22 protein-coding genes are annotated in these 26013 nt (G+C 63.7%); 19 read left to right on the top strand and 3 right to left on the bottom strand.

What is annotated here, in order from left to right; genetic code table 11:
* The 10 genes from pepP (at position 1) to IEW63_RS09260 (ending at position 14178) form a co-directional block, all read left to right on the top strand.
* The gene (gene pepP / locus IEW63_RS09305; protein ID WP_188636333.1) at positions 1-1338 is read left to right on the top strand and encodes a Xaa-Pro aminopeptidase; all 1338 of its coding nucleotides are present in this window, start codon (positions 1-3) and stop codon (positions 1336-1338) included.
* Positions 1335-2528, top strand: coding sequence for a 2-octaprenyl-6-methoxyphenyl hydroxylase (gene ubiH, locus IEW63_RS09300; RefSeq protein WP_272872587.1), 1194 nt, complete (start codon positions 1335-1337; stop codon positions 2526-2528). Before pepP ends, ubiH begins: the two co-directional genes overlap by 4 nt.
* Before the next feature lie 23 nt (positions 2529-2551).
* Positions 2552-3796: an FAD-dependent monooxygenase gene (locus IEW63_RS09295; RefSeq protein ID WP_188636332.1), complete on the top strand. Its 1245-nt coding sequence runs from the start codon at positions 2552-2554 to the stop codon at positions 3794-3796.
* Positions 3797-3874: 78 nt separating this feature from the next.
* Positions 3875-4876: an extracellular solute-binding protein gene (locus IEW63_RS09290; RefSeq protein WP_188636331.1), complete on the top strand. Its 1002-nt coding sequence runs from the start codon at positions 3875-3877 to the stop codon at positions 4874-4876.
* Between the two features lie 83 nt (positions 4877-4959).
* A complete protein-coding gene (locus tag IEW63_RS09285) occupies positions 4960-6588 on the top strand; it encodes an ABC transporter permease (RefSeq protein WP_229710425.1) in 1629 nt (542 codons plus the stop codon).
* A 96-nt stretch (positions 6589-6684) separates the two neighbouring features.
* Entirely contained in the window at positions 6685-7773 is a 1089-nt protein-coding gene (gene gcvT / locus IEW63_RS09280; protein WP_188636329.1) for a glycine cleavage system aminomethyltransferase GcvT, read from the top strand.
* 60 nt (positions 7774-7833) lie between these two features.
* Positions 7834-8214, top strand: coding sequence for a glycine cleavage system protein GcvH (gene gcvH / locus IEW63_RS09275; protein ID WP_188636328.1), 381 nt, complete (start codon positions 7834-7836; stop codon positions 8212-8214).
* Between the two features lie 39 nt (positions 8215-8253).
* On the top strand, positions 8254-11142 hold the full coding sequence (gcvP, locus tag IEW63_RS09270) for an aminomethyl-transferring glycine dehydrogenase (RefSeq protein WP_188636327.1): 2889 nt from the start codon (positions 8254-8256) through the stop codon (positions 11140-11142).
* A 126-nt stretch (positions 11143-11268) separates the two neighbouring features.
* Positions 11269-12891, top strand: coding sequence for a magnesium transporter (mgtE, locus tag IEW63_RS09265; protein ID WP_188636326.1), 1623 nt, complete (start codon positions 11269-11271; stop codon positions 12889-12891).
* A 93-nt stretch (positions 12892-12984) separates the two neighbouring features.
* The gene (locus IEW63_RS09260; RefSeq protein ID WP_188636325.1) at positions 12985-14178 is read left to right on the top strand and encodes a class I SAM-dependent rRNA methyltransferase; all 1194 of its coding nucleotides are present in this window, start codon (positions 12985-12987) and stop codon (positions 14176-14178) included.
* A gap of 132 nt (positions 14179-14310) precedes the next feature.
* On the opposite strand, the gene IEW63_RS09255 is transcribed toward IEW63_RS09260, so the two are convergent.
* Positions 14311-14967 carry a histidinol-phosphatase gene (locus IEW63_RS09255; RefSeq protein WP_188636324.1) on the bottom strand — a complete coding sequence of 219 codons (657 nt, stop codon included), beginning with the start codon at positions 14965-14967 and terminating at the stop codon, positions 14311-14313.
* 143 nt (positions 14968-15110) lie between these two features.
* On the opposite strand from IEW63_RS09255, the gene IEW63_RS09250 reads away from it, so the two are divergent.
* From IEW63_RS09250 to IEW63_RS09235, 4 genes are all read left to right on the top strand, one after another.
* Positions 15111-15602, top strand: a complete 492-nt coding sequence (locus tag IEW63_RS09250) for an RNA pyrophosphohydrolase (RefSeq protein ID WP_188636323.1) — start codon at positions 15111-15113, stop codon at positions 15600-15602.
* A 2-nt stretch (positions 15603-15604) separates the two neighbouring features.
* Positions 15605-17872: a phosphoenolpyruvate--protein phosphotransferase gene (gene ptsP / locus IEW63_RS09245; RefSeq protein WP_188636322.1), complete on the top strand. Its 2268-nt coding sequence runs from the start codon at positions 15605-15607 to the stop codon at positions 17870-17872.
* A gap of 230 nt (positions 17873-18102) precedes the next feature.
* On the top strand, positions 18103-18903 hold the full coding sequence (locus tag IEW63_RS09240; RefSeq protein WP_188636321.1) for a hypothetical protein: 801 nt from the start codon (positions 18103-18105) through the stop codon (positions 18901-18903).
* Positions 18861-19742: a hypothetical protein gene (locus tag IEW63_RS09235; RefSeq protein WP_188636320.1), complete on the top strand. Its 882-nt coding sequence runs from the start codon at positions 18861-18863 to the stop codon at positions 19740-19742. Before IEW63_RS09240 ends, IEW63_RS09235 begins: the two co-directional genes overlap by 43 nt.
* An 18-nt stretch (positions 19743-19760) precedes the next feature.
* On the opposite strand, the gene IEW63_RS09230 is transcribed toward IEW63_RS09235, so the two are convergent.
* On the bottom strand, positions 19761-20513 hold the full coding sequence (locus tag IEW63_RS09230; RefSeq protein ID WP_188636319.1) for an NRDE family protein: 753 nt from the start codon (positions 20511-20513) through the stop codon (positions 19761-19763).
* A gap of 123 nt (positions 20514-20636) precedes the next feature.
* Here IEW63_RS09230 and IEW63_RS09225 point away from each other — a divergent pair, with 123 nt between their 5' ends.
* From IEW63_RS09225 to IEW63_RS09205, 5 genes are all read left to right on the top strand, one after another.
* The gene (locus IEW63_RS09225) at positions 20637-21419 is read left to right on the top strand and encodes a sulfite exporter TauE/SafE family protein (RefSeq protein WP_188636318.1); all 783 of its coding nucleotides are present in this window, start codon (positions 20637-20639) and stop codon (positions 21417-21419) included.
* 9 nt (positions 21420-21428) lie between these two features.
* The gene (lgt, locus tag IEW63_RS09220) at positions 21429-22235 is read left to right on the top strand and encodes a prolipoprotein diacylglyceryl transferase (protein ID WP_188636317.1); all 807 of its coding nucleotides are present in this window, start codon (positions 21429-21431) and stop codon (positions 22233-22235) included.
* Positions 22219-23013, top strand: coding sequence for a thymidylate synthase (locus IEW63_RS09215; protein ID WP_188636316.1), 795 nt, complete (start codon positions 22219-22221; stop codon positions 23011-23013). Before lgt ends, IEW63_RS09215 begins: the two co-directional genes overlap by 17 nt.
* Positions 23013-23528 carry a type 3 dihydrofolate reductase gene (gene folA, locus IEW63_RS09210; protein ID WP_188636315.1) on the top strand — a complete coding sequence of 172 codons (516 nt, stop codon included), beginning with the start codon at positions 23013-23015 and terminating at the stop codon, positions 23526-23528. The genes IEW63_RS09215 and folA overlap by 1 nt, the downstream gene beginning before the upstream one ends.
* A gap of 154 nt (positions 23529-23682) precedes the next feature.
* Positions 23683-24054 (top strand): DUF1090 domain-containing protein, encoded by a 372-nt coding sequence (locus tag IEW63_RS09205; protein WP_188636314.1) that lies wholly within the window; start codon positions 23683-23685, stop codon positions 24052-24054.
* Between the two features lie 25 nt (positions 24055-24079).
* On the opposite strand, the gene ilvD is transcribed toward IEW63_RS09205, so the two are convergent.
* Positions 24080-25918, bottom strand: coding sequence for a dihydroxy-acid dehydratase (gene ilvD, locus IEW63_RS09200; protein WP_188636313.1), 1839 nt, complete (start codon positions 25916-25918; stop codon positions 24080-24082).
* Positions 25919-26013: the final 95 nt, after the last annotated feature.

Below are 26013 nucleotides of genomic sequence, written 5' to 3'. Positions count from 1 at the left end.
ATGCGTATCAGCAAACAGGAATACACCCGTCGCCGCAAGGCACTGATGGACCAGATGGTCCCCGGCAGCATCGCGATACTGCCCGCTGCGCCGGTGCATGTGCGCAGCCGCGATACCGAGTATCAGTACCGTCAGGACAGCGACTTCCAGTATCTGACCGGATTCCCCGAGCCGGAGGCGGTGATGGCTCTGATCCCCGGCCGCGAGCATGGCGAGTACGTGCTGTTCTGTCGGGAGAAGGACCCCGAGCGCGAGCTGTGGGACGGATACCGCGCCGGGCAGACCGGTGCGGTGGCCGATTATGGCGCCGACGATGCCTTCCCCATCACTGATATCGACGACATCCTGCCCGGGCTGATCGAGGGGCGCGAGCGGGTCTACTACGCGCTGGGTGCCAATCATGAATTCGATATGCAGCTCACCGGCTGGCTGCATGCCATCCGCAGCAAGGCGCGCATGGGCGCGGAGCCACCCAAGGAATTCGTCGCGCTGGACCATCTGCTGCACGACATGCGTCTGTACAAGAGCGCGGCGGAAATCAAGGTGATGCAGGCCGCCGCGGACATTTCCGCCGAGGCACATATCCGCGCGATGCAGGCCTGCCGTCCGGGCATGTACGAATATCAGCTGGAAGCCGAGCTGCAGTACTGCTTCATGCGCCATGGCAGCCGCGCTCCAGCCTATGCCTCCATTGTTGCCGCCGGGCGCAACGCCTGCATCCTGCATTACACGGAAAACACCGCGCAGATCCGTGACGGCGACCTGGTACTGATCGACGCGGGCTGCGAGCTCGATTGCTACGCCAGCGACATCACCCGCACCTTCCCCGCCAATGGCCGGTTCACCGCCGAGCAGCGGGCGATCTACGATCTGGTGCTCAAGGCCCAGGCAGCCGCCTTTGCCGTCATCGGCCCCGGCCGCGACTGGAACGAAGCCCATGACGCCACGGTGCGGGTCATCACCGAAGGGCTGCTGGAACTCGGGCTGCTGCAGGGTGAGCTGGACGACCTGATCGAGGCTGGCGCCTACCGACCGTTCTACATGCACCGCGCCGGCCACTGGCTGGGCATGGATGTGCATGATGTGGGCGAATACCGTGTCGGCGGAGAGTGGCGGGTGCTCGAGCCGGGCATGGTGATGACCGTCGAGCCGGGCATCTATATCGCAGCGGATAACGAGAACTTACCGGCCAGGTGGCGCGGCATCGGTATCCGCATTGAGGACGACGTGCTGGTGACCCGCGACGGCCACCAGATTCTCACCGGCAAGGTGCCCCGCGAGGCGGACGAGATCGAAGCGCTGATGGCCGAGGCCCGTGCTGTCGGGGAGCCTGCGTGAGCTATCAGCTGAACATCGTCGGTGGCGGCATGGTCGGCGCCAGCCTGGCGCTGGGGTTGCAGGACTGCGCCCGGGCGTCCGGTTGGACCATTCGGCTGATCGAGGCGCAACCGCCGGCAGAGGGCGGCTGGCAGCCGAGCTATGACAACCGCTCCACCGCCCTGTCCCATGGCAGCCGCCGATTGTTCGAGCGGTTGGGCATCTGGACCGAACTGGCTCGGCGCGCCGAGCCTATCCGGCAGATCCACGTGTCCGACCGTGGCCACCCGGGCTCGGCGCGCATGCATGCCGAGGATGAGGGCGTGCCTGCGCTGGGGTACATAGTCGAAAACGCCTGGCTGGGCGAGGTGCTGCTGGGCAATCTGGACCAGCAGGCCATTGAATGGTGCGCCCCGGCGCGGGTCGCCCGCGCCCAGGCGCAGCCCGGCGGCTACCGCCTGGACCTGCAGGTGGCGGACGGCGCGCGGCAGCTGGATTCCGATCTGCTGGTGATAGCCGATGGTGGACGCTCCGGTCTGCTCGACCAGTTGGGCATTCATCGCAAGATCAACCCCTACCAGCAGGTGGCGGTGATTGCCAACGTGACCACGGCGCAGGGCCATGCCGGCGTCGCCTACGAACGCTTTACCGAAACCGGGCCGCTGGCGCTGCTGCCACTGTCCGGGCAGCGCAGCGCACTGGTGTGGACCCTGGCCGTGGATGTGGCAGCCGAGGTCGCCGCGCTGCCGGACGATGCCTTTCTCGAGCGCCTGCAGGCAGCGTTCGGCTTCCGCATGGGGGCGTTGACCCAGGTGGGCGAGCGGGCCAGTTATCCGCTCAGCCTGATCGAGGCCGAAGAACAGGTGCGCTCGCACCTGGTCGTGCTGGGCAACGCCGCACACAGTCTGCATCCGATCGCCGGCCAGGGCTTCAACCTGTCCCTGCGCGACGCCATGGCGCTGGCCGATGCCCTGAGCCGGGCGCAGCGTGACGGTCTTCACCCCGGCTCGCTGGCGGTACTGCAGCAGTATCTTGACGGCCAGCGGGGGGATCAGATGGCAACCGTGGCCTTCAGTCATTACCTGACTCAGTTGTTCAGCAACCGCAACCCGTTGCTGGTCGTCGGCCGCAATACCGGACTGCTGGCAATGGACCTGCTGCCACCGCTGAAGACGCGGCTGGCGCGTCAGGGTATGGGGCTGCGAGGATGAACCCGCAACAGAACGGAGGCGCCATGGCGCAGCAGTTTGATCTGATTGTGGTAGGCGCCGGCATGGTCGGTGCCACCCTGGCCCGGGCGCTGGCGGATGCGCCGCTGCGGGTGGCGCTGCTGGACGGCATGCAGCTGGATGCGCCGCTGCGCGCGAGGGCTACCGGCTCCGGTTATGATCCCCGGGTCAGCGCCCTGAGCGCCGCCTCGGAAAATATTCTCGCCCGTCTCGACGCCTGGTCGCGTATCGATCCGGCGTACCGCAGTCCCTATCGGCATATGTGCGTGTGGGATGGCGCCGGTACCGGCCAGGTCAATTTTGATGCCGCGGCACTCGGTGAGAATCGCCTGGGTCACATCGTCGAGAACTGGCGGGTGCAGCAGGCCGTACTGGAAAGTCTGGGCCAGACCGATGTACAGCTGCTGGGCGGGCGTCAGGTGAGCGGGCTGACGCGGGACGACGAGCTGTGGACTCTGGAGCTGGCCGACGGCGAGCGCCTGCAGGCGCCGCTGGTGGTCGCCGCCGACGGCGCCCGTTCACGCCTGCGGGAGCTGGCCGGTTTCGCCATGCGCGAGTGGGATTACCTGCACCACGCCGTGGTGACCACCGTGCGTACCGGGAACAGCCATGCGGCCACCGCCTGGCAATCCTTCCTTGACACGGGCCCGCTGGCCTTTCTGCCACTGAACGACCGGGACGGGCAGCACTACTGCTCCATCGTCTGGTCGCTGCTGCCGGATCAGGCCCAGCGCGTCATGCAGCTGGACGACCCGGCCTTTCTTGCGGAGCTGGAAGCGGCCATCGAAGGGCGGCTGGGGCCGGTGCTGGAGGCCGACCCGCGTCACTGCATTCCCCTGCGCCAGCGCCATGCGCGGCGTTATGTGCAGCCGGGTCTGGCACTGATCGGCGATGCCGCGCACAGCATTCACCCGCTGGCCGGGCAGGGCGTCAACCTCGGACTGCTGGATGTTGCTGAGCTGGCCCAGGTGATCCGCGCTGCACTGGTCCGTGGTGAGGATATTGCCAGTCTGGCAGTGCTGCAGCGATACGAGCGCCGTCGCATGGGTGCCAACCTGGCGATGATGGCGGCGATGGAGGGCTTCCAGCGGCTGTTCCATGCGGATGCGCTGCCGCTGCGCTGGTTGCGCAACACCGGCATGCGCTGGGTGGATGGCATGGATGGCCTGAAGGCCGGTATCGTCCGCAGGGCGCTGGGGCTGGAAGGGGAGCTGCCGGAGCTGGCCAGAAGCACGGACCAGGCGGGATAAAGTCGCTGCGGCATATTGAAGATCATAATTGAAATCATTATCATCTAGCCTCGCTTTCCCAAATCGAGGCTTACGCTGATGTCCCTAACCCGCAATATCGTTGTGCTCAGCCTGGCGCTGAGCGCCTTTACCAGCGTCGCTCAGGCCAAGGAACTGGTGGTCTACTCTTCCCGTCAGGAGCACCTGATCAAACCGGTCTTCGAAATGTATACCGAAAAGACCGGGGTCAAGATCAACTACATCACCGACCGTGAGGCGCCGCTGATGGCCCGCCTGCGCGCCGAGGGCGCCAACACGCCGGCGGACATGTTCATGACCGTGGATGCGGGCAACCTCTGGCAGGCCGAGGAGCAGGGCCTGTTCCAGCCGGTCGACTCGGAAACCATCAAGGAGAACATCCCCGCCCACCTGCGTTCCAGCAACGACATGTGGACCGGCCTGTCCCTGCGCGCCCGCACCATTGCCTACTCCACCGAGCGGGTGAAACCCGAGGAGCTGAGTACCTATGAGGCGCTGGCTGATGACAGCTGGAAGGGTCGCGTATGTCTGCGTACCTCCAAGAAGGTGTACAACCAGTCGCTGGTCGCCACCATGCTGGAATCCATCGGCGAAGAGAAGACCTCCGAGGTGATCAAGGGCTGGCTGGCCAACCTGGCCACTCCGGTATTCTCCGACGACACCGCGCTGCTGAAGGCCATCGACGCCGGTCAGTGTGATGTCGGCATCGTCAACTCCTACTACTTCGGCCGCCTGCAGAAGGGCGAGCCGGACGTGAAAGTGGCGCTGTTCTGGCCGAACCAGGACGACCGCGGCGTGCACGTCAACATCTCCGGCGCCGGTGTCACCAAGCATGCAAAGCAGCCGGAAGAGGCTACAAAACTGCTGGAGTGGATGACCACTGAAGAGGCCCAGCGCATCTTCGCCGACGTGAACATGGAGTTCCCGGCCAACCCTTCGCTGGAGTCCGCTCCGGAGGTCGCGGCCTGGGGTGACTTCAAGGCCGATGACGTTCACATCGAAGTGGCCGGTCGGCGTCAACCGGAGGCCATCATGCTGATGGACCGCCTCGGCTGGAACTGATCCGCCTGTCATAGCGTTTTGTTTGTATACTGCACGCCCGGCTCATGCCGGGCGTGTTGTTTTGTCTACCACAGGGAGTCTTCGTGGCCCGCCCACTCACCACCCGCAAGCTTCGCTGGCAACTGATTGTCTACGCCGCCGCCGCCCTGGTGCTCATGCCGCTGCTGGTTCTGCTCATCAGCTGGCAGAGCGTGGATCCGCTGATCTGGGAGCACCTGATGCAGACCCAGATGGCGCGATTGATCGGCAATACGCTGGTGCTGGTGTTCGGGGTGGGGATCGGTGTGGTGCTGCTGGGGGTCAGCCTGGCCTGGTTGACCAGCCTGTGCGAATTCCCCGGCAGGCGCTGGCTGGACTGGGCGCTGATGCTGCCCTTCGCGGTGCCGGCATACGTGCTTGCTTTCGTCATGGTGGCCATGCTGGACTTTGCCGGCCCGATCCAGACTGTGCTGCGGGGCTGGTTTGGCAGCGACTTCCGGCTGCCGCCCATCCGCTCCACCGGCGGGGTGATATTGACGCTGGTGCTGGTGTTCTACCCCTACGTCTACATGCTGGCGCGCAGCGCCTTCATGGCCCAGGGCAGGGGCCTGATGGAGGCCTCGCGCATACTCGGGCAGACGCCATGGCAGGGCTTCTGGCGGGTGGCGATGCCGATGGCCAGACCGGCCATCAGCGCCGGTACGGCGCTGGCCATCATGGAAACCCTGGCGGATTTCGGTGCGGTGTCGGTGTTCAATTTCGACACCTTCACCACCGCCATCTACAAGACCTGGTACGGCTTCTTCAGTCTGCAGAGCGCTACCCAGCTGGCCAGCCTGCTGCTGCTGTTCGTCTTTCTGGCGCTGTTCATCGAACGTCACGCCCAGGGCCGCAGCAAGCGCTTCCCGGCCAATGACAAGCCCCGCAAGGGCGCGCTCTACCGGCTGCGCGGGCCGCTTGCCTGGCTGGCCAGCGGCTACTGCGTGCTGATCCTGTCGGTGGCCTTCATCATCCCGGTCATCCAGCTGCTGTACTGGCTGGTCAGCAGTGGCTTCGTCGATCTCGACAGCCGCTACTGGTCGACCATCCGCAATACCCTGATGCTCGGCGGCATCGCCGCGCTGATGACCGTGGCGGTAGCAACCCTGCTGGTGCTGGCCTCGCGCCTGCAGCCGATACGGCGGGTGCGCAGTGCCGTGGCCGTGGCCAATCTGGGTTATGCCCTGCCCGGGTCGGTATTGGCGGTGGGAATCATGTTCTTCTTCAGTTTCCTCGATAACACCCTGGTGGTACCGCTGCGCAGCCTGCTGGGTGCGGCCAACCCGGCCCCGATCCTGCTCGGCAGCCTGTTCGCGCTGCTGCTGGCCTATCTGATCCGCTTCATGGCCGTAGCCTACGGGCCGCTCGATACCTCGCTGGCGCGCATCCGGCCATCGCTCCCGGAGGCAGCCCTGAGTCTGGGGCAGACCGGCTGGCAGGTGTTCTGGAAGGTGTATGTACCGCTGTTGCTGCCGGGTATTCTCAGCGCTGCCCTGCTGGTATTCGTGGATGTGCTCAAGGAGATGCCCGCTACGCTGCTCATGCGCCCCTTCGGCTGGGATACCCTGGCGGTGCGCATCCATGCGCTGACCAGTGAGGGGGAGTGGGCCCGCGCCTCCCTGCCGGCGCTGACGCTGGTGGTGGTAGGCCTGGCACCGGTGATCGTGCTGATCAGACGGTCCGGCCGCCGCTGATACCTCCCGTGTAGCGCCGACCAGCAAGGGACTGCACAGCCCGGTCTTTGTGGCTACAATCTGCCACAGGGCCGGGGCAACAAGGAAAACAACGCCATGGGTTTGCGCACGCCGTTATACGAGAGTCACCTTGCCGCCGGGGCCAGGATGGTGGATTTCGGTGGCTGGGACATGCCGCTGCATTACGGCTCGCAGATCGAGGAACATCATCAGGTGCGCCGCGAGGCGGGCATCTTCGATGTCTCGCACATGGGCGTGGTGGATGTCGCCGGGGCCGATGCCACCGCCTGGCTGCAGCACCTGCTGGCCAATGATGTGGCCCGCCTGGGCACCCCCGGCAAGGCGTTGTACAGCGCCATGCTCAACCCCGAGGGCGGCATTCTCGACGATCTCATCGCTTACCGTCTGGACAATGGAGGCTACCGTCTGGTGGTCAATGCCGGCACCCGCTCGCGGGATCTGGCGTGGATGCGTGAGCATCTGGGCAGCCATGCGGTAACACTCACCGAGCGCACCGACCTGGCGATGATCGCGGTACAGGGCCCGCAAGCCCGCAATTACTGCGCCGGTGTCGTCAGCGACAGCCGTGCGACCCTGATCGAAACCCTCCAACCCTTCCATGGCGGCCACGATGGTCGGTGGTTCATCTCGGCCACCGGCTATACCGGTGAGGACGGCGTGGAAATCATGCTGCCCGCCGCCGAAGCACCGCAGCTGTGGCAGGCGCTGCGCGATGCCGGCTGCAAGCCCTGCGGTCTCGGCGCGCGGGACACCCTGCGGCTGGAAGCCGGACTCAACCTGTACGGCGCCGACATCGACGAGGCCGCTTCGCCACTGGCGGCGAACATGGCCTGGACCATCGCCTGGGAGCCCGCCGGTCGCGACTTCATTGGCCGCGCCGCGCTGGAAGCGCAGCGTCAGGCCGCGGAGCAGCCGAAGCAGGTCGGGCTGATACTCAATGAGCGGGCGGTGCTGCGCGCCGGTCAGAAAGTGCTGGTGGATGGCCTGCCGGACGGCGTGATCACCAGCGGCAGCTTTTCTCCCACCCTGGGCTGTTCCATAGCGCTGGCGCGGGTACCCCGCGCAACGGGCGCCCTGGCCCGGGTGGATATTCGCGGCAGATCGCTGGATGTGCGGGTGATCCGCCCCGGCTTTGTGCGTAATGGCAAGTCCCTTGTCGAATAACCCAGTGCGTTCCGTCACCCCGGAGCGGTCACGTTTCAATTGCATCGAGGAAACTGAAAAATGAGCGACACCCCCACTGAATTGCGTTATGCCAGCAGCCATGAATGGAGCCGTCTGGAAGAGGACGGCACCATCACTGTAGGCATCACCAATCATGCCCAGGATGCGCTGGGCGATGTGGTCTTCGTCGAGCTGCCCGAGGTCGGTCGCCAGCTGAGCGCGGGGGACGAATGCGCGGTGGTGGAGTCGGTCAAGGCCGCCTCGGACATCTACGCGCCGGTCAGCGGCGAGGTGATCGCCGTCAACGAGGCGCTGGCCGATGCGCCGGAGCTGGTCAACAGCGATCCCTATGGCGAGGCCTGGTTCTTCCGCGTCAAGCCGGTCGATGCCAGCGAGCTGGACGGCCTGCTGGACGCCGACGGTTATCTGGCCACTATCTGATCAACAGCAGGAACAGCCCGCCACGATGAGGTAATTCCCATGACCGAGCCCCGGAGTCTCGCCGAACTGCAGCAGCAGGATGCCTTCATCAGACGGCACATCGGCCCGGATACCGACGAGCAGCAACGCATGTTGCAGGCCCTGGGGCTCGCGTCGATGGATGAACTCATCGATCAGGCGGTGCCCGGACGCATCCGCCGGGATGCCCCATTGCCCTTGGCCGGCCCGCGCGGCGAGACCGAGGTGCTGGCCAGCCTCAGGGCCATTGCCGCTCGCAATCAGCAGTTCACCTCCTGCATCGGCATGGGCTACCACGACACCATCCTGCCTCCGGTGATTCAGCGCAACGTGCTGGAGAACCCCGGCTGGTATACCGCCTACACGCCCTACCAGCCGGAGATATCCCAGGGCCGGCTGGAGGCGCTGCTGAACTTCCAGCAGCTCACCCTCGATCTGACCGGCATGCAACTGGCGGTGGCTTCGCTGCTGGATGAGGCCACGGCAGCGGCGGAGGCGATGACGCTGGCGCGGCGGGTGGCCAAGAGCCAGAGCAACTGTTTCTTCGTCGATCAGGACTGCCATCCGCAGACAATTTCCGTGTTGCGCACCCGGGCCCGGGGGTTCGGCTTCGAGCTGGTGGTGGCTGACGTCAGCGAGCTGGACCGGTATCCGTGCTTCGGCGCGCTGTTCCAGTACACCACCACCTGGGGCGAGGTGCGGGACCTGAAACCGCTGATCGACAGAGTGCAGACCCGCAACGGACTGGCCTGTGTCGCGGCCGACCCGCTGAGCCTGTTGCTGCTGACGCCGCCGGGGGAGCTGGGCGCCGATGTGGTGTTCGGCTCTTCCCAGCGTTTCGGTGTGCCCATGGGGTACGGTGGTCCGCATGCGGCCTTCTTCGCCAGCCGTGATGAATACCGCCGGGCCATGCCCGGACGCATCATTGGCGTTTCGGTGGACAGCCGGGGCAGGCGGGCCCTGCGCATGGCCCTGCAGACCCGCGAGCAGCACATCCGCCGGGAGAAGGCCAACTCGAACATCTGCACCTCACAGGTGCTGCTGGCCAATATCGCCGGATTCTATGCGGTGTACCACGGCCCCGAGGGGTTGCGGCGCATCGCCGAGCGGGTCCATCGGCTCACCGCCATGCTTGCCCTGGGACTGGAGCGCTGCGGAATCACCCGCCGCAACAGGCACTTCTTCGACACGCTGACGCTCGATGTGCCCGGGCAGGCCCGGCAGATCGTCGAGCGTGCCCGCAGCCGTCGCATCAATCTGCGCCTGATCGATGCCGACCATCTGGGGGTGAGCCTGGACGAGACCAGCACCGCCGAAACGGTCGAGGCGCTGCTGTGCTGCTTCGCCGGGGAGAGTCACGGCCAGGACCTGCCGGCGCTGGATCTGGCAGTGCGTGGCGGCGATATCGCCATCCCGCCGCCCCTGCGCCGCCGCACTCTTGCGCTGCAGCATCCGGTATTCAACCGGCACCATTCGGAAACCGCCATGCTGCGCTATATCCGCTCGCTGGAGCGCCGCGACCTGGCGCTGGACCACGCGATGATCCCGCTGGGCTCATGCACGATGAAGCTCAATGCCACCAGCGAGATGATCCCCATCAGCTGGCCGGAATTTGCCCGGATGCACCCCTTCGCCCCGCAGGACCAGGCGCAGGGCTACCGGCAGATGATCGATGAGCTGGAAGCCATGCTGCGGGCCATCACCGGCTTCGACGCCATCAGCATGCAGCCCAACTCCGGTGCCCAGGGAGAATATGCCGGGCTGCTGGCGATCCGCGGGTATCACCAGGCAAAGGGCGAGTCGCAGCGGCGGGTCTGCCTGATACCCACCTCGGCGCACGGCACCAATCCGGCATCGGCGCAGATGGCCGGGCTGCGTGTCGTGCTGGTGGCCTGTGACGATCAGGGCAACGTCAATATCGATGATCTGCGAAGCAAGGCCGCGACCCATGCCGCGGAGCTGTCCTGTCTGATGATCACCTACCCGTCCACCCACGGGGTCTACGAGGAGGGCATCGAGGAGATCTGCGAGATCGTCCATCGGCATGGCGGCCAGGTGTACATGGACGGCGCCAACCTGAACGCCCTGGTCGGTCTGGCGAGACCGGCGGACTTCGGCGCCGATGTCGCCCACATGAACCTGCACAAGACCTTCTGCATACCCCACGGCGGTGGCGGGCCGGGCATGGGGCCGATCGGCGTTCGCGCACACCTGGCCCCCTATCTTGCCAACCACATCGTGGTGCCGCTGGACGGGCCGGACCCGGAAAACGATGCGGTCAGCGCCGCGCCCTGGGGCAGCGCCAGCATCCTGCTGATCAGCTGGACCTACATCGCCATGATGGGTGCCAGAGGCCTGCGCAGCGCCACCGAAGTGGCCATCCTCAGCGCCAACTATATTGCCCGTCGCCTCGGCGATGCCTATCCGGTGCTCTACTGCGGCCACAAGGGCTGGGTGGCCCATGAATGCATCATCGATATCCGCCCGCTGAAAGCGGTTACCGGAATCACCGAGGAGGATATTGCCAAGCGTCTGATGGATTACGGCTTCCACGCCCCGACCATGTCCTTCCCGGTGCCCGGCACGCTGATGATCGAGCCCACCGAGAGCGAGTCCAAGGCGGAGCTGGACCGCTTCATCGAGGTCATGCTGAGCATCCGGGCGGAAATCGCCCTGGTGGAGCAGGGCAGCTGGGACGCCGAGGACAACCCGCTGCGCCAGGCGCCCCACACCATGGCCGATGTGGTCGGCGACTGGCAGCGCAGCTATGACCGGGAGCAGGCAGTGTTCCCGCTGCCCTGGGTCGCGCAGAACAAGTTCTGGCCGACAGTGAACCGCATCGACAACGTGCATGGCGACCGCAATCTCTTCTGTGGTTGCCCGCCCATGGAGGATTGGACGCAGGATTGATGCCGGGGGCGGGCCGCCGCCGCTGGCCGCCCCAATGTGGTATTTTAGACAGGCTTGCCGCTGCGCCCATGTAACCCATGCGCCTTGTCGTGCGTCCACCGATCCACCGCTTGACGGAAACGCGCCATGACCGAAGAAACACCTGTCGCTGTCGAAACCCAGGAATCCATCACCGATGCGCTTGCCAGGGGCAAGCTCAAGCGCGTGCGGCGGATTCTGCGCGAGCTGTCGCCGGGCGAGACCGCCGAGCTGCTCGAGCAGCTGGACGAAGAGCAGCAGCAGACGGTATGGGATCAGATCGGCGACCTTGAAGAGCCCGCCATCCTCGCGCTGCTGGAACCTGCCCTGGCCGAGCGCCTGCAGGCCAACAGCGAGGAGAATCTGTTCGACGGCGAACTGGATGACGATCCCGAGTCCGAGGTAAGCCCGATCGCCGTGGTACGTGAGGCGCTGGAAGCGGGCAAGTTCAAGAAGGCGCTGATAATCTTCGGCAGGCTGCACGCCTCCCAGGCGGCGGCGCTGCTGGAATCCCTGCCCCAGGGAGAGCGCAGCAGTATCTGGGAGCGGCTGGACAGTGGTCGTATCGGGCAGATCCTCGTTCACCTGCGCGAAGAGGTGGCCGCCAGCCTGGCGTTGGAGCTGTCCGATGCCGAGTTGCTTGCGGCCGCCCGTGAACTGGACCTGGATGACCTGGTCGACCTGATCCAGGCGCTGCCCTTCGGCCCCGGCCGCCAGCTGCTGCTGTCGGTGGACGTGAAGAAGCGCCAGCAGCTGGCAGACATGCTGTCCTATCCGGAGGATTCTGCCGGTGGTCTGATGAACATCGACCACATCTCGGTGCGTGCCGACGTCAAGGTTGGCTCGGTGCTGCGCTACCTGCGGCTGCTCGAGGACCTGCCCGACCACACCGACAAGCTGATGGTGGTGGACCGGGAGAACCGCTACCAGGGCGTGCTGCGCCTGAGCCGACTGGTCACCAGCATGGCCGATGATCTGGTGCTGGATGTAATGGACGCCGAGTTCCGCGCCCTCGATGTGCTGATGACCAGCCAGGAAGTGGCGCGCCAGTTCGAGGATCTGGACATGCTGTCGGCCGCCGTGGTCAGCGAGGACGGTACCCTGCTCGGGCGGATCACCGTGGACGACGTGATGGACAGCATCCGCGACGACTCGGAACGGGCGATCATGGGCATGGCCGGTCTGGACGACGAGGCCGACATGTTCGCCCCGGTGCTGACCAGTGCACGGCGGCGCTCGGTATGGCTGGGCTGTAACCTGATCACCGCCTTCCTGGCGGCCTCGGTGATCGGCCAGTTCCAGGGTGCACTGGAGCAGATCGTGGCGCTGGCGGTGCTCATGCCGGTGGTCGCCAGCATGGGCGGCATCGCCGGCAGTCAGACGCTGACTCTGGTGATCCGCGGGTTGGCGCTGGGGCAGGTGGATACCGGTAACGTCAAGGCGCTGCTGGTCAAGGAGCTGGGGATCGGCTCGCTCAACGGTGTTCTCTGGGCGGTGCTGGTGGCGGCGGTGGCCATCCTCTGGTTCGGCAGTTTGGGCATCGGCTGGGTGATAGGGCTGGCGATTCTGATCAACCTCATATGCGCGGTGCTTGCCGGTCTGCTGATCCCTCTGGTGCTGCGCCGGTTCGGCATTGATCCGGCGCTGGCGGGCAGCATGGTGCTGATGGCGGTGACCGATGTGGTCGGATTTTCCTCCTTCCTCGGGCTGGCCACCCTGTTTCTCATCTGATCGTGCCCCGCCGTCGAATGCGTTCGACGGCGGGCACCCGCTTCAATATACTGCGCAGCCTTTCCAAGCCTGCCAGCCAACCCGGGAGTCACCATGAATCTGCCCAGCCTGCGTCTCAAGAGCAACAGCGACCGCCGCCTCCGCGGGGGGCACCTGTGGGTGTTCAGCAATGAGGTCGACACCGCGCAGACACCCCTCACCGCGCTGCAGGCCGGCCAGGAAGTTCAGATAGTCACCGCTACCGGCAAGCCGCTGGGGCTGGCCACCGTGAGCCCGGATAACCTGATCTGCGCCCGCCTGCACAGCCGGGATATCAAGCTGGGCCTGGACAAGTCCTTGCTGGTGCACCGGCTCAACATCGCGCTGAGCCTGCGCGAGCGGCTGTTCGATAAACCTTTCTATCGGCTGGTGTACGGCGAGTCGGATCTGCTGCCGGGTCTGGTGGTGGACCGCTTTGCCGATCATCTTGTGGTGCAGATCACCACCCCGGGCATGGAGCGGGTGCGCGAACAGGTCATCGAAGCCCTGGTTCAGGTGCTGAAACCGGCTGGCATCCTGTTCCGCAATGACGGCGCCGCGCGCAAAGCCGAGCAGTTGCCGTCATATATCGAGGTGGCCTGGGGCGAAGTGCCCGAGCGGGTGGCGCTGCAGGAGAACGGCGTGCATTTCGAGGCACCGGTGCACGGCGGCCAGAAGACCGGCTGGTTCTATGATCACCGCATGAACCGCGCCCGCCTGGCACCCTATGTGGCCGGCAAGCGGGTACTTGATCTGTACAGCTATATCGGCGGCTGGGGCGTGCAGGCCGCCGCCTTCGGTGCCAGCGAGGTGATGTGCGTCGACAGCTCCGCCGCAGCACTGGATCAGGTGGAGCACAACGCCGACCTCAACGGCGTCGCCGACAGGATGACCGTTGTCGAGGGAGATGTCATGGACGCCCTGCGCGAACTCAAGGGTGCCGGCGAGAAGTTCGATGTGGTGATCGCCGATCCGCCGGCCTTCATCAAGAAGCGCAAGGATATGCGCAACGGCGAGAACGCCTATCGCCGGCTGAATGAGCGGGCCATGCGCCTGCTCAATCGTGACGGCATACTGATCTCGGCCTCCTGCTCCATGCATCTGGCGGAGAACAGCCTGCGGGACCTGCTGCTGGCCTCCAGCCGTCACCTGGACCGCAACCTGACGCTGATCGAGCGGGGCTATCAGGGCGCTGACCATCCGGTGCACCCGGCCATTCCCGAGACCAGCTATATCAAGGCGCTGTTCTGCCGGGTGCTGCCAGTCTGAGCCCAAGGCGGGCCATGCCCGCCAATCGCGGCGGGGTCGCCGCTCCTACAAAAACACATACCTGCGCACTCGGACTGCAGGAGCCCCGACCCCGGGGCGATTGGCGCGCACCGTGCGCCCGGATCCTGCTACTCAGTCGCGCAGACTGATCACCGGCCAGCCATGTTCTTCGGCATGAGCCCGCAGCACATCATCCGGATCCACCGCCACCGGGTTGTCCACCAGCGAGAGCAGCGGCAGGTCGTTACGCGAGTCGCTGTAGAAGTAGGCACCCTCCAGGCTGTGTCCGGTTTCCTGCAGCCAGCGCTGCAGTCGGGTGATCTTGCCTTCGCGGAAGCAGGGGGTGTCGAACGAGCGGCCGGTGTATTGCCCGTCGACCTCCTCGCACTCGGAAGCCAGCATGATGTCGATACCGTAGCGCTTGCCGATCGGGCCGGCCACGAAACGGTTGGTGGCGGTGATGATCATGGTGAGGTCGCCGGCCTGCTCGTGCCGGGCGATCAGCTCGAAGGCCCTGGGCAGAATGAACGGCTCGATCTTCTCCTGCATGAACAGGGCGTGCCATTGCTCCAGCTGATCGCGGCTGTAGCGGCCCAGCGGCTCCAGACAGAAGTCCAGATAGTCCTTCACATCGAGCCTGCCTTCCAGATAGTCGTTGAAGAACTGGGTGTTGCGGGCACCGTAGGTCTGCGCATCGACAATATTATGGGCGACGGCAAATTCGCCCCAGGCATTGTCGCTGTCGGTGCCGAGCAGGGTGTTGTCGAGATCGAAAATGGCCAGTGCCACGTAAAGCTCCTGTAATCCGGTGAAGCGAAGCTGCAAGGATAATTCAGCTGCACAACAAATGCTCGGCAACCGGCTGTTTATGCAATTGCTGGGGCGCGCGTCTTTGTGGAACAATGCAGTGGAACTTGTAGAGGATAATGGCAGTGATCGACTCCGATGGCTTTCGCCCCAATGTAGGCATCATCCTGACCAACGGGTCGGGCCAGGTGCTGTGGGCCAGGCGTATCGGTCAGGATGCCTGGCAATTTCCCCAGGGCGGCATACGGCGTGACGAGACGCCGGAGCAGGCCCTGTACCGTGAGCTCCACGAGGAAGTCGGGCTGATGCCCGAAGATGTCGAGATCCTCGGATGCACCCGCGGCTGGCTGCGCTATCGGCTGCCCCAGCGGCTCATCCGCAGCCATTCGCAGCCGCTGTGTGTCGGCCAGAAGCAGAAGTGGTTCCTGCTGCGGCTGACCTGCGCCGACGAGCGGGTCTGCATGACGCGCACCGCCAAGCCCGAGTTCGATGGCTGGCGCTGGGTCAGCTACTGGTACCCGCTCGGCCAGGTCGTCGCCTTCAAGCGGGATGTCTACCGCCGGGCGATGAAGGAGCTGGCCCCACGACTGCCGCTGGATGAGTTCAGCGAATGCTGAACATGCTCAGTACGCTTCGGCGTATCGTCCAGGAGGTCAATGCCGCAAAGGACCTGTCGTCCGCGCTGGACATCATCGTCCACCGGGTGCGCGAGGCGATGGAGACGGAGGTCTGTTCCGTCTACCTGCTCAATCCCGATACCGACCGCTATGAGCTCATGGCCACCGAGGGGCTGCACCGCAGCGCCGTCGGTGTGGTCAGCCTCGGCAGCAACGAGGGGCTGGTGGGGTATGTCGGTGTGCGGGAAGAGCCGGTCAACCTCGAGGATGCTGCTGCCCACCCGCGTTTCCGCTATTTCGCCGAGACTGGCGAGGAGCGTTTCGCCTCCTTCCTCGGTGTGCCGATCATGCACCACCGGCAGGTGATGGGGGTGCTGGTGGTACAGCAGAAGGAGCGCCGGCAGTTCGATGAGGTGGAGGAATCCTTCCTGGTCACCATGAGTGCCCAGCTGGCCGGCGTCATCGCCCATGCCGAGGCCACCGGTGCCATCCGCGGGCTTGGCTGGAGTGGCGAGGTCATTCAGGACACCCGCTTCGATGCCGTGCCGGGGGCGCCGGGGGTAGCCATCGGCCGGGCGGTGATCATGCTGCCGCCGGCCGACCTGAAGGCCGTGCCGGACAAGGAAATCAAGGATATCGAAGCGGAAATCGCCCTGTATCGGCGGGCGGTCGAAGCGGTGCGGGCGGATGTCCGCCGGCTGGCGGAGAAACTCTCCAGCCAGCTGCGCCCGGAAGAGCTGGCGCTGTTCGATGTCTACCTGATGATGCTGGACGACTCCTCGCTGGGCAACGAGATCATCCAGGGTATCCGCCAGGGCCAGTGGGCCCAGGGCGCTCTGCGCGATGTGATTGATGCCCATGTCGCCCGTTTCGAGGTGATGGACGATCCCTATCTGCAGGAGCGGGCCGCCGACATCAAGGATCTCGGGCGGCGGTTGCTCGCCAGCCTGCAGGAGGCTGACCGCAAGCAGCTGGTATTCCCCAAGAAGACCATTCTGGTGGCCGAGGAGCTGACCCCCTCCATGCTGGGCGAGGTGCCGAAGGAACGGTTGGTCGGTCTGGTCTCGGTGCTCGGCTCGGGCAGCTCCCACGTTGCCATTCTGGCCCGTGCCATGGGTATCCCCACGGTCATGGGCGCGGTGGATCTGCCTTACCTGCGCATGGACGGGATGGACCTGATCGTCGATGGCAACGCCGGCGAGGTCTATTGCAACCCGTCCCAGGAGCTGCGCCGGCACTATCGCGACCTGATGCGGGAAGAGCAGGAGCTGTCCCACGGGCTGGAGCAGCTGCGCGATCTGCCCTGCGAGACGCTGGACGGTCACCGGGTCCCGCTCTGGGTGAATACCGGCCTGTACGCGGATATTGCCCGGTCGCTGGACCGGGGTGCCGAGGGTGTCGGGCTGTACCGCACCGAGGTGCCCTTCATGATCCAGGACCGCTTTCCCAGCGAGAAGGAGCAGCAGGCCATCTACCGTGAGCAGCTGCAGGCATTCCACCCACAGCCGGTCACCATGCGCACCCTGGACATCGGCGGCGACAAGGAGCTGAGCTACTTTCCGATCAAGGAAGACAACCCCTTTCTCGGCTGGCGCGGTATCCGGGTAACACTTGATCACCCGGAAATCTTCCTGGTGCAGATCCGCGCCATGCTCAAGGCCAGCGAGGGGCTGGACAACCTGCGCATCATGTTGCCGATGATCAGCAGCGTGTACGAGGTGGAAGAGGCCTTGCACCTGATCCACCGCGCCCATGGCGAGGTGCAGGACGAAGGCTTCCAGGTTCCGATGCCGCCGGTGGGGGTGATGATCGAGGTGCCGGCGGCGGTGTATCAGGCCCGCGAACTGGTGCAGATGGTCGACTTTCTGTCGGTCGGCACCAACGACCTGACCCAGTATCTGCTGGCGGTGGACCGTAACAACCCTCGCGTGGCGGACCTCTATCACTCCTTCCATCCGGCGGTGCTGCAGGCGCTGCGGCTGATCGCCGACGCCTGCCGGGAAGCAGGCAAGCCGATGAGCGTCTGTGGCGAAATGGCCGGAGACCCGGCGGCTGCGGTGCTGCTGGTGGCACTGGGCTGCGACGTGCTGTCGATGAGCGCCACCAACCTGCCGCGGGTGAAATGGCTGCTGCGGCAGATCCGTTTCGACGATGCCCGGGCGCTCCTGCAACAGGCCCTGCGCGAGGACAACGCCTATCTGGTGCAGAGCATGCTGCACCTGTCGCTGCGCAACATGGGACTGGGCAAGGTGCTGCAGCCGCTGCGCTGATCAACGGCCACACGATATGGGCGCATTGCCCAGAGTTGTGCGCCGGTAAAATCCGGAACTGTGTCACGCGGCCATCATCGGGCAATTGCCGCTGCAGATCGCAGTCCTTAGGATGTGCGTGTTCAAGAACTCTCCGTGTTCATCATACTAACCGTCCAGGCTCCAGCGACTTACTGCGCTAGCCATGATCTGCAATCAAGCTTGGAATAATTAGGCAAAGGAATATAGCCGTGCTGTTACTCATGGAGTTCAGAGTCAGGTTTATTTTATTTATTTCTATAATTCTGTCCGGATGTGCGATGCCTGCATCACACTTCAAGGATCTGAATCCAAGTAATGTTCATTACAGGATTTTTGCCTCGGTTCCTGAAGGTCATACTCTTGAAGCCAGCACAATATATAAGCCTGTGAATGGAGAGTGCCCTGAGCACTCGGAAGCCTTTGACTGGGAGTTGAGCAGAAAGAGAGTCGAGCTTCACCGGGAAAAAAGCGGTTCAAAGAACGAGTATATGTTCAAAATACCAATGAATATTCTTGTCATGGGCTGCCAACTTAATGCTGCTTCTTCCCATTTGACGCTGAAGCTGAACTATGGTTACGGGTCAACGCAGGATACTGAAGATCTGTACTTTATAAGCGAGCAGGAGAGGCGCGAAGCCAAAGTGCAAGATGAACAGCTGGGCAGCTTAAATCAAGTAAGGCTGTGCTCTCACGAATTCTATGTTACACGTCTAGGTTCACATCTTAAAAAGAGCTTGAGCTGTGCCACCTCTGATAACGGAAGGGTACATTCGCCGATTTTCGCTTTTGAGGAGCTGGGTGGGGAAACAATTACTTACCTTTTTTCCAAAGGCGGTGAAGATGAACCTAGTTCTCCTCGAAGCTGGGTGAGGACTGCCGCTGGATATCGACCTTGCGTTGGTGGGGACTATAACTCCTTTTGTAAAGATCCACCGGAATTCAAACGGTTCAAGATGGGAGAGCGGCAATGCGATATATACCCAGGTTGCAGCCTGCAAGACCAGCCCTGATTGAATGTTTCAACGAGAAAAGTTTTATGGAAAAAACACTCTTACGCCCTATTGTGATGGCAGTGTTGGCATCTTTTACGCTGTATGGCTGCTCGGCGGCAAACCACAGGCCGAACTTTGAACGCCTGGAGCCCAGCGCTGATACCTTTTCAATTACCGTTGATGTCCCTGCTGGATATCACATTGAAGCAGACACAGCCTATCGGCCTCGAAGCTGGTCTTGCCCGGCCTTTCTGGGGGATACGGGGGTGGTCGTGGGGCTGCAGCCTAAAGGTGTCATTTCGAGGCCTGATTCCGCTGCAGTAAGCTATTCTTTTGAGATCCCGCTCCGTATTGTTAACTCTGGCTGCCCGTTGTTTCCCCAGAGGCCCACGCTGACCCTGGTTGGGCCGGGAGGAAAGTCTGATAAAGCAAAGGAAGAAATAATCATATTTTTTCCAGACGATATATGGGGAAGGTTTTGGGGCCATGGGCCTCTTACCTCTTTGCAGCAGTACCGCAGGTGCTCATATGTATTCGACACTCCGTCTGGACGAGGCGGCGTCAGCAAGACCATCAGTTGTAACACTTACGATGCAGAGCGAAAACGAATTGTCAGGGAGACGCCTCGATTCGCCTGGAGTGAGTTGCAGGGCAAGAACATTCATTTCACCTTCGAGCTTGAGCCGGAAGACAACCCCAGAGACCCTCGCGAATGGGTAAAAACCCCTGAAGGGTATCGCGCCTGTGCAAAACAGGGGTCTGACTTTTTCTGCACTGAGCCTCCCCGTTTCAGACAGTTCAAGATGGATGGACAGCTGTGCGACGTTTATCCCGCTTGTACTCTTACGGAAAGTTGAGGCGGCTCTACGTTCCGCTTAGAGAATCCACCCCGACTCCCCCAGCTCCTGTCCATTCGGACCGAAACCCTGCTCGACAAAGGTGATGCTGCCATCGGCATCGATGGCCAGCAGACTGCTGGCGCGGGTGCCGTAGTCCTCCCCGAGAATGAACGCGGCGGACAGGCGTCGCTCCCATTCCAGGCCGACGCCGCTGTCCGGCAGCTGGTCGTCGGGATATTCCCGGCTGTCTTTCAGCAGTTCCAGCAGCTCATCGCTGTCGCAGTCGCTGTCCAGACGTTCCTCCAAACCCCGGCACAGGGCCTGCAGCTTGGGCCAGGGGTCGTTCAGCGATGCATTGGACAGGCCATAGACGCCTGGCTCCAGCGGCCTCGGCTGGGCCTCGTCACTGTTGAGGAACCACAGCTCCTGCATGGTGCCGACCAGCAGGTTGAATCCGGCATAGTCGCCCAGGTTCTGCGTTATGTCGGTCAGGTATGCCTCGGGAGACAGGCGGCCGGTCAGATAATCCCGCACCAGATCGCCCCTGGAACGCGGTCCCCGGCACGCTGCGGGCGAGCGTATGTTGGTCAGTGCCGCGAAGCGTCCGCTGCGGGTGACGCCCAGCCAGGTACCGCCGGCTTCCAGGTCCTTGCCGGCCAGCAGCTGCGGGTGGCCTTCCTCATTCCAGAAACCGGCCGGCCGGGTGGCCCTGGGGTGAAATTCATCACGGTTGCCGAGCAGCAGCAGGGGGCGACCGGACATCTGCCATGCAAAGGCGATAAGACACATAGCGGACTCCATTGAGTTTTCCCCAGTCTACTGACTTTGTTCGGCAATTTCCCGGCCATGGCGAAGCAGCGGGCTGCGGTTTTGGTTACACTAGCCAGCTGGTCAGCGTGACCCGGGGGAGTCATGGAGTTCATCATCTATCTGGTACTGGGCGCCTGCGCGGGCGTCCTGGCGGGGCTGTTCGGTGTCGGTGGCGGCATGATCATCGTCCCGGTGCTGGTTTACAGCTTCGCCCTGCAGGGGTTTGCTCCCGATGTGCTGACGCACATGGCCGTCGGAACCTCACTGGCCACCATTGCCTTCACCTCGATCAACTCGGTGCGTGCACATCACAAGATGGGTGCGGTGCGCTGGCCGTTCTTCGGCTGGCTGGCGCTGGGCATCGTGTTCGGCTGCGTGCTGGGTGCGCTGACTGCCACGGCTCTGAGCGGGCCGGTACTGCAGAAGGTCATCGGGGTCTTTGCCATCTGCGTGGCGATCCAGATGGCCTTCGAGCTGAAGCCCCGGGCCGCGCTAAGCGAGCCCGGCAAGCCGGCGCTGACCATCGCCGGCGGGGTGATCGGCTGGGCCTCGACCATCTTCGGTATCGGCGGCGGGTCGCTGACGGTGCCCTTTCTGGTGTGGCGCAGCGTGCCGATGCAGCAGGCGGTGGCGACCTCGGCGGCCTGTGGCATGCCCATCGCGCTGGCCGGCGCGATCAGCTTCATGGTGGCCGGCTGGGCCGGGCCTCAGCTGCCGGACTGGAGCCTCGGCTATGTGTATCTGCCGGCGATGGTCGGCATCGCCGCCACCAGTGTGTTCTTTGCCGGTTATGGTGCGCGCCTGGCCCACCGGCTGTCGCAGCGCCTGCTCAAGCGGCTGTTCGCGTTGCTGCTGGTGCTGGTGGGCATCAACTTTCTACTCTAGGACCATGTCATGCTGACTTACCCGCAGATTGATCCCGTCGCCCTGTCCCTGGGACCGTTGCAGATTCACTGGTACGGCCTGATGTATCTGGCCGGTATCGGCGGCGCCTGGTGGCTGGCCGGCCGCCGCCTGCACCGTTTCGAGCCGACTTGGTCCCGTGACACCCTGTCGGACCTGGTGTTCTGGGTGGCGCTGGGGGTCATCGCCGGCGGACGGTTGGGCTACGTGCTGTTCTACGATCTGGCCTCCTATATCAATGATCCTTCACTGGTACTGCAGATCTGGAAGGGCGGCATGTCCTTCCACGGCGGGCTGATCGGCGTGCTGCTGGCGACCTGGTGGTTTTCCCGCAAGCATCAGGTGGGCTTCTTTCGGCTGATGGACTTCATCGCACCGCTGGTGCCGATTGGTCTGGGCGCCGGGCGGATCGGCAACTTCATCAATGCCGAGCTGTGGGGCAGACCGACCGATGTGCCCTGGGCCATGATATTTCCCACCGATCCGCTGCAGCTGGCGCGCCACCCGTCGCAGCTCTACCAGTTCGCCTTGGAGGGTGTGGCGCTGTTTGTCATACTCTGGCTCTTTTCCCGCAGGCCGCGCCCGACCATGAGCGTATGCGGCCTGTTCGCCGTGTGCTATGGCGCTTTCCGCTTTTTCGTCGAATTCTTCCGCGAGCCGGATGCCCATATCGGCTACCTGGCCTTCGGCTGGCTGACCATGGGTCAGCTGCTCTGTATACCAATGATTCTGCTCGGTGCCGCCTTCATCTGGTGGGGGTATCGCAAGGGGGATGTAAGGCATGAAACAGTATCTTGAACTGATGCGCCGGGCGCGCGAGTCCGGCACTTTCAAGAGTGATCGCACCGGTACTGGCACCTGGAGCGTGTTCGGCCACCAGATGCGCTTTGATCTGGCCGATGGCTTCCCTCTGGTCACTACCAAGAAGTGCCATCTGCGCTCCATCATCCATGAGTTGCTGTGGTTTCTGCAGGGCGATACCAATATCCGCTACCTGAAGGAAAACGGCGTTTCCATCTGGGACGAGTGGGCCGATGAGAACGGTGATCTCGGCCCGGTCTACGGTTACCAATGGCGCAGCTGGCCGGCACCCAATGGCGAATCGATCGACCAGATCAGCAAGCTGCTGGAGATGATCAGAACCAATCCGGATTCGCGCAGGCTGATCGTCTCGGCCTGGAATCCCGCGCTGGTTGACGAGATGGCGCTGCCGCCGTGCCACGCGCTGTTCCAGTTCTACGTGGCGGACGGCAAACTGAGCTGCCAGCTGTACCAGCGCTCTGCGGATATCTTCCTCGGCGTGCCCTTCAATATTGCCAGCTACGCGCTGCTGACCCTGATGGTGGCGCAGGTCTGCGGCCTGCAGCCCGGCGAGTTCATCTGGACCGGCGGGGATTGCCACCTGTACGCCAACCATGTCGAGCAGGCCGATCTGCAACTGGGTCGCGAACCCTACCCGTTGCCGACCATGCGGTTGAACCCGGAGGTGAAGGACCTGTTCGCCTTCACCTTCGATGACTTCACGCTCGAAGGTTATCAGTCCCACCCCCATATCAAGGCGCCGGTGGCGGTCTGATGAAAACGACGCTGCCGCTTTGTCTGATCGCCGCCTGCGCCCATGATCGGGTGATCGGGCTGAACAACAGCATGCCCTGGCATCTGCCACAGGACCTCAGGCACTTCAAGGCGCTGACCCTGGGCAAGCCCATCATCATGGGCCGCAAGACCTGGGATTCGCTGGGCAGGCCGCTGCCTGGCCGGCTCAACCTGGTGGTCAGCCGCCAGCCGGGGCTGCAGCTTGAAGGAGCAGAGGTCTTTACCGGGCTGGACGCGGCCATCAGCCGTGCCGATGAGTGGGCCAGGGAGCAGGGTGTGGAGGAAATCATGCTGATCGGCGGGGGCCAGCTGTATGCCCAGGCATTGCCGCAGGCCGATCGCATCTACCTGACCCGTATCGACCTTGCGGTAGAGGGTGATGCGTTTTTCCCGGATTTTCCGGGCTGGCAGCGGGTTGCCAGCGAAGCGCACCCGGCGGGCGAGACGACACCCGCGTACTGCTTTGAAACCTGGATCCGGCCCGCCGCCGATTGATCGGCACCGCCAGCAGCGCTGCAGTCAACCCGTCAGAGCGGCATCGCGCCTTTGTTCATGAACCGGTTCGTTGTTGCGGATGTCCTTTCCGCCCCTTGATATTCCTCGCGATTGGCTATGCTGATGGCTGGTATCCCTGGCGCGGAACGAGTCCATGAGCAAGACATTACTGATAGCGCTGTTGCTGGCCATGCCGGCGCAGGCGCAGGAATCCGAGGGTGAACGGCAGACCTGTGCGCGGAAGGAGCAACGCATCAGCGAGCAGCTGCAGGCAGCCGAAGCGGCGGGCAATGAGCGGCAGATGGAAGGTCTGAGCGAGGCGCTGGCAGCGGTACGGCGCAATTGCAGCGAGGAGGGGCTGGCGGCGGATCGTCGCGAGAAGATAGCGGAGAGCGAAGCGGAGGTGGCTGAGCGCAGGGACGATCTGGCCGATGCCATGCGCAGCGGCGATCAGGAGAAGATCAGGAAGCGTGAGGAGAAACTGGCCGAGGCGCTGAATGAACTGGACGCGGCCCGGGCGGAGTAGCTGAGCGCTACTCCGCCGTTACCGGTCAGTCTTCCAGCATGGCCTTGTTGCGTACCGCGCCCTTGTCGGCGCTGGTGGCCAGCAGGGCGTAGGCCTTCAGGGCGGTGGAGACCTTGCGAGCGCGCTGCTCCGCCGGTTTCCAGCCCTTGGCATCCTGCTCGACGCGGCGCTGGGCCAACTCTTCGTCGGAGACCAGCAGGTTGATGCTGCGGTTGGGAATGTCGATCAGGATGCGATCACCTTCACGCACCAGACCGATGGCACCGCCGGCGGCGGCCTCCGGCGAGGCATGGCCGATGGACAGGCCGGAAGTGCCGCCAGAGAAGCGGCCGTCAGTCAGCAGTGCGCATTCCTTGCCCAGCCCCTTGGACTTCAGGTAGCTGGTGGGGTAGAGCATTTCCTGCATGCCCGGCCCGCCCTTGGGACCTTCGTAGCGGATGATCACTACATCGCCCGGCTTGACCTCATCATTGAGGATGCCGCGCACTGCGCTGTCCTGGCTTTCGAAGATCTTCGCCGTGCCTTCAAATACCCAGATCGAGGGATCAACGCCCGCGGTCTTGACCACGCAGCCATCAAGCGCGATGTTGCCGTAGAGCACAGCCAGGCCACCTTCCTTGTTGTAGGCGTGCTCGACACTGCGGATACAGCCGTTTTCGCGGTCCAGATCCAGGGTCGGCCAGCGGGTACTCTGGCTGAACGCGGTCTGGGTGGGGATACCTGCCGGGCCAGCCTTGTAGAAGGTATGCACCGCCTCGTCACTGGTCTGGGTAATGTCCCACCTGGCGATCGCCTCGGCCATGGTCTTGCTGTGGATGGTCGGCAGGTCGGTGTGCAGCAGTCCGCCGCGCGCCAGGGAGCCGAGAATGGCGAAAATGCCGCCGGCGCGGTGCACGTCTTCCATGTGGTACTTCTGGATATTCGGCGCCACCTTGCACAGCTCGGGCACGGTACGCGACAGACGGTCGATATCACGCAGATCGAAATCCACTTCGCCTTCCTGCGCGGCGGCCAGCAGGTGCAGGATGGTGTTGGTCGAGCCGCCCATGGCGATATCCATGGTCATGGCGTTTTCGAAAGCCTTGAAATTCGCGATATTGCGCGGCAGAACGGATTCGTCACCGTCGCGGTAATAACGCTGGGTCAGTTCAACCACGGTGCGCGCGGCCTGCAGGAACAGCTGCTCGCGGTCAGCATGGGTGGCCAGTACGGAGCCGTTGCCGGGCAGCGCCAGGCCCAGCGCTTCCATCAGGCAGTTCATGGAGTTGGCGGTGAACATGCCCGAGCAGCTGCCGCAGGTGGGGCAGGCGCTGCGCTCGTATTCAGCAACCGTCTCGTCGGAACAGGAGTCGTCGGCGGCGGCGACCATGGCATCAACCAGGTCCAGCCCGTGGCTGGCCAGCTTGGTCTTGCCCGCTTCCATCGGACCGCCGGAGACGAACACCACCGGGATGTTCAGGCGCAGGGCGGCCATCAACATGCCGGGGGTGATCTTGTCGCAGTTGGAAATGCAGACAATGGCATCGGCGCAGTGGGCATTGACCATGTACTCGACCGAGTCGGCAATGATTTCCCGGCTGGGCAGGGAATACAGCATGCCGTCGTGACCCATGGCGATACCGTCATCCACCGCGATGGTGTTGAATTCCTTGGCCACGCCGCCGGCTTTCTCGATCTCGCGGGCGACCAGCTGGCCCATGTCTTTCAGGTGCACGTGCCCCGGCACGAACTGGGTGAAAGAGTTGGCGATGGCGATGATCGGCTTCTTGAAGTCTTCATCCTTCATGCCGGTCGCGCGCCACAGGGCACGGGCGCCGGCCATGTTGCGGCCGTGGGTGGACGTCTTGGAACGGTAATCAGGCATGGATATTGTCTCGTTATGCGTGGTGCAGGATGGGGCTTAGCATATCAATTTGCCGCCCGCGCTGCAGCTCTGGCTGCCAGGCGGCGCCCCCGCGG

It is taken from the genome of Halopseudomonas pertucinogena (assembly GCF_014646575.1).
GTDB classification, from domain to species: Bacteria; Pseudomonadota; Gammaproteobacteria; order Pseudomonadales; family Pseudomonadaceae; genus Halopseudomonas; species Halopseudomonas pertucinogena.
Note: the sequence above shows the minus strand (reverse complement) of the source record. Positions and strands in the feature narration are given on the sequence as shown.

Excerpts from the sequence above, each read along its gene's own strand:
- ptsP (WP_188636322.1), top strand. The coding sequence starts at position 15,605 with ATGCTCAGTACGCTTCGGCGTATCGTCCAGGAGGTCAATGCCGCAAAG.
- gcvH (WP_188636328.1), top strand. The coding sequence starts at position 7,834 with ATGAGCGACACCCCCACTGAATTGCGTTATGCCAGCAGCCATGAATGG.
- lgt (WP_188636317.1), top strand. The coding sequence starts at position 21,429 with ATGCTGACTTACCCGCAGATTGATCCCGTCGCCCTGTCCCTGGGACCG.
- ilvD (WP_188636313.1), bottom strand. The coding sequence starts at position 25,918 with ATGCCTGATTACCGTTCCAAGACGTCCACCCACGGCCGCAACATGGCC.
- folA (WP_188636315.1), top strand. The coding sequence starts at position 23,013 with ATGAAAACGACGCTGCCGCTTTGTCTGATCGCCGCCTGCGCCCATGAT.
- gcvP (WP_188636327.1), top strand. The coding sequence starts at position 8,254 with ATGACCGAGCCCCGGAGTCTCGCCGAACTGCAGCAGCAGGATGCCTTC.
- IEW63_RS09295 (WP_188636332.1), top strand. The coding sequence starts at position 2,552 with ATGGCGCAGCAGTTTGATCTGATTGTGGTAGGCGCCGGCATGGTCGGT.
- IEW63_RS09230 (WP_188636319.1), bottom strand. The coding sequence starts at position 20,513 with ATGTGTCTTATCGCCTTTGCATGGCAGATGTCCGGTCGCCCCCTGCTG.
- IEW63_RS09260 (WP_188636325.1), top strand. The coding sequence starts at position 12,985 with ATGAATCTGCCCAGCCTGCGTCTCAAGAGCAACAGCGACCGCCGCCTC.
- gcvT (WP_188636329.1), top strand. The coding sequence starts at position 6,685 with ATGGGTTTGCGCACGCCGTTATACGAGAGTCACCTTGCCGCCGGGGCC.
- IEW63_RS09215 (WP_188636316.1), top strand. The coding sequence starts at position 22,219 with ATGAAACAGTATCTTGAACTGATGCGCCGGGCGCGCGAGTCCGGCACT.
- pepP (WP_188636333.1), top strand. The coding sequence starts at position 1 with ATGCGTATCAGCAAACAGGAATACACCCGTCGCCGCAAGGCACTGATG.
- IEW63_RS09290 (WP_188636331.1), top strand. The coding sequence starts at position 3,875 with ATGTCCCTAACCCGCAATATCGTTGTGCTCAGCCTGGCGCTGAGCGCC.
- IEW63_RS09235 (WP_188636320.1), top strand. The coding sequence starts at position 18,861 with ATGCGATATATACCCAGGTTGCAGCCTGCAAGACCAGCCCTGATTGAA.
- mgtE (WP_188636326.1), top strand. The coding sequence starts at position 11,269 with ATGACCGAAGAAACACCTGTCGCTGTCGAAACCCAGGAATCCATCACC.
- IEW63_RS09225 (WP_188636318.1), top strand. The coding sequence starts at position 20,637 with ATGGAGTTCATCATCTATCTGGTACTGGGCGCCTGCGCGGGCGTCCTG.
- IEW63_RS09205 (WP_188636314.1), top strand. The coding sequence starts at position 23,683 with ATGAGCAAGACATTACTGATAGCGCTGTTGCTGGCCATGCCGGCGCAG.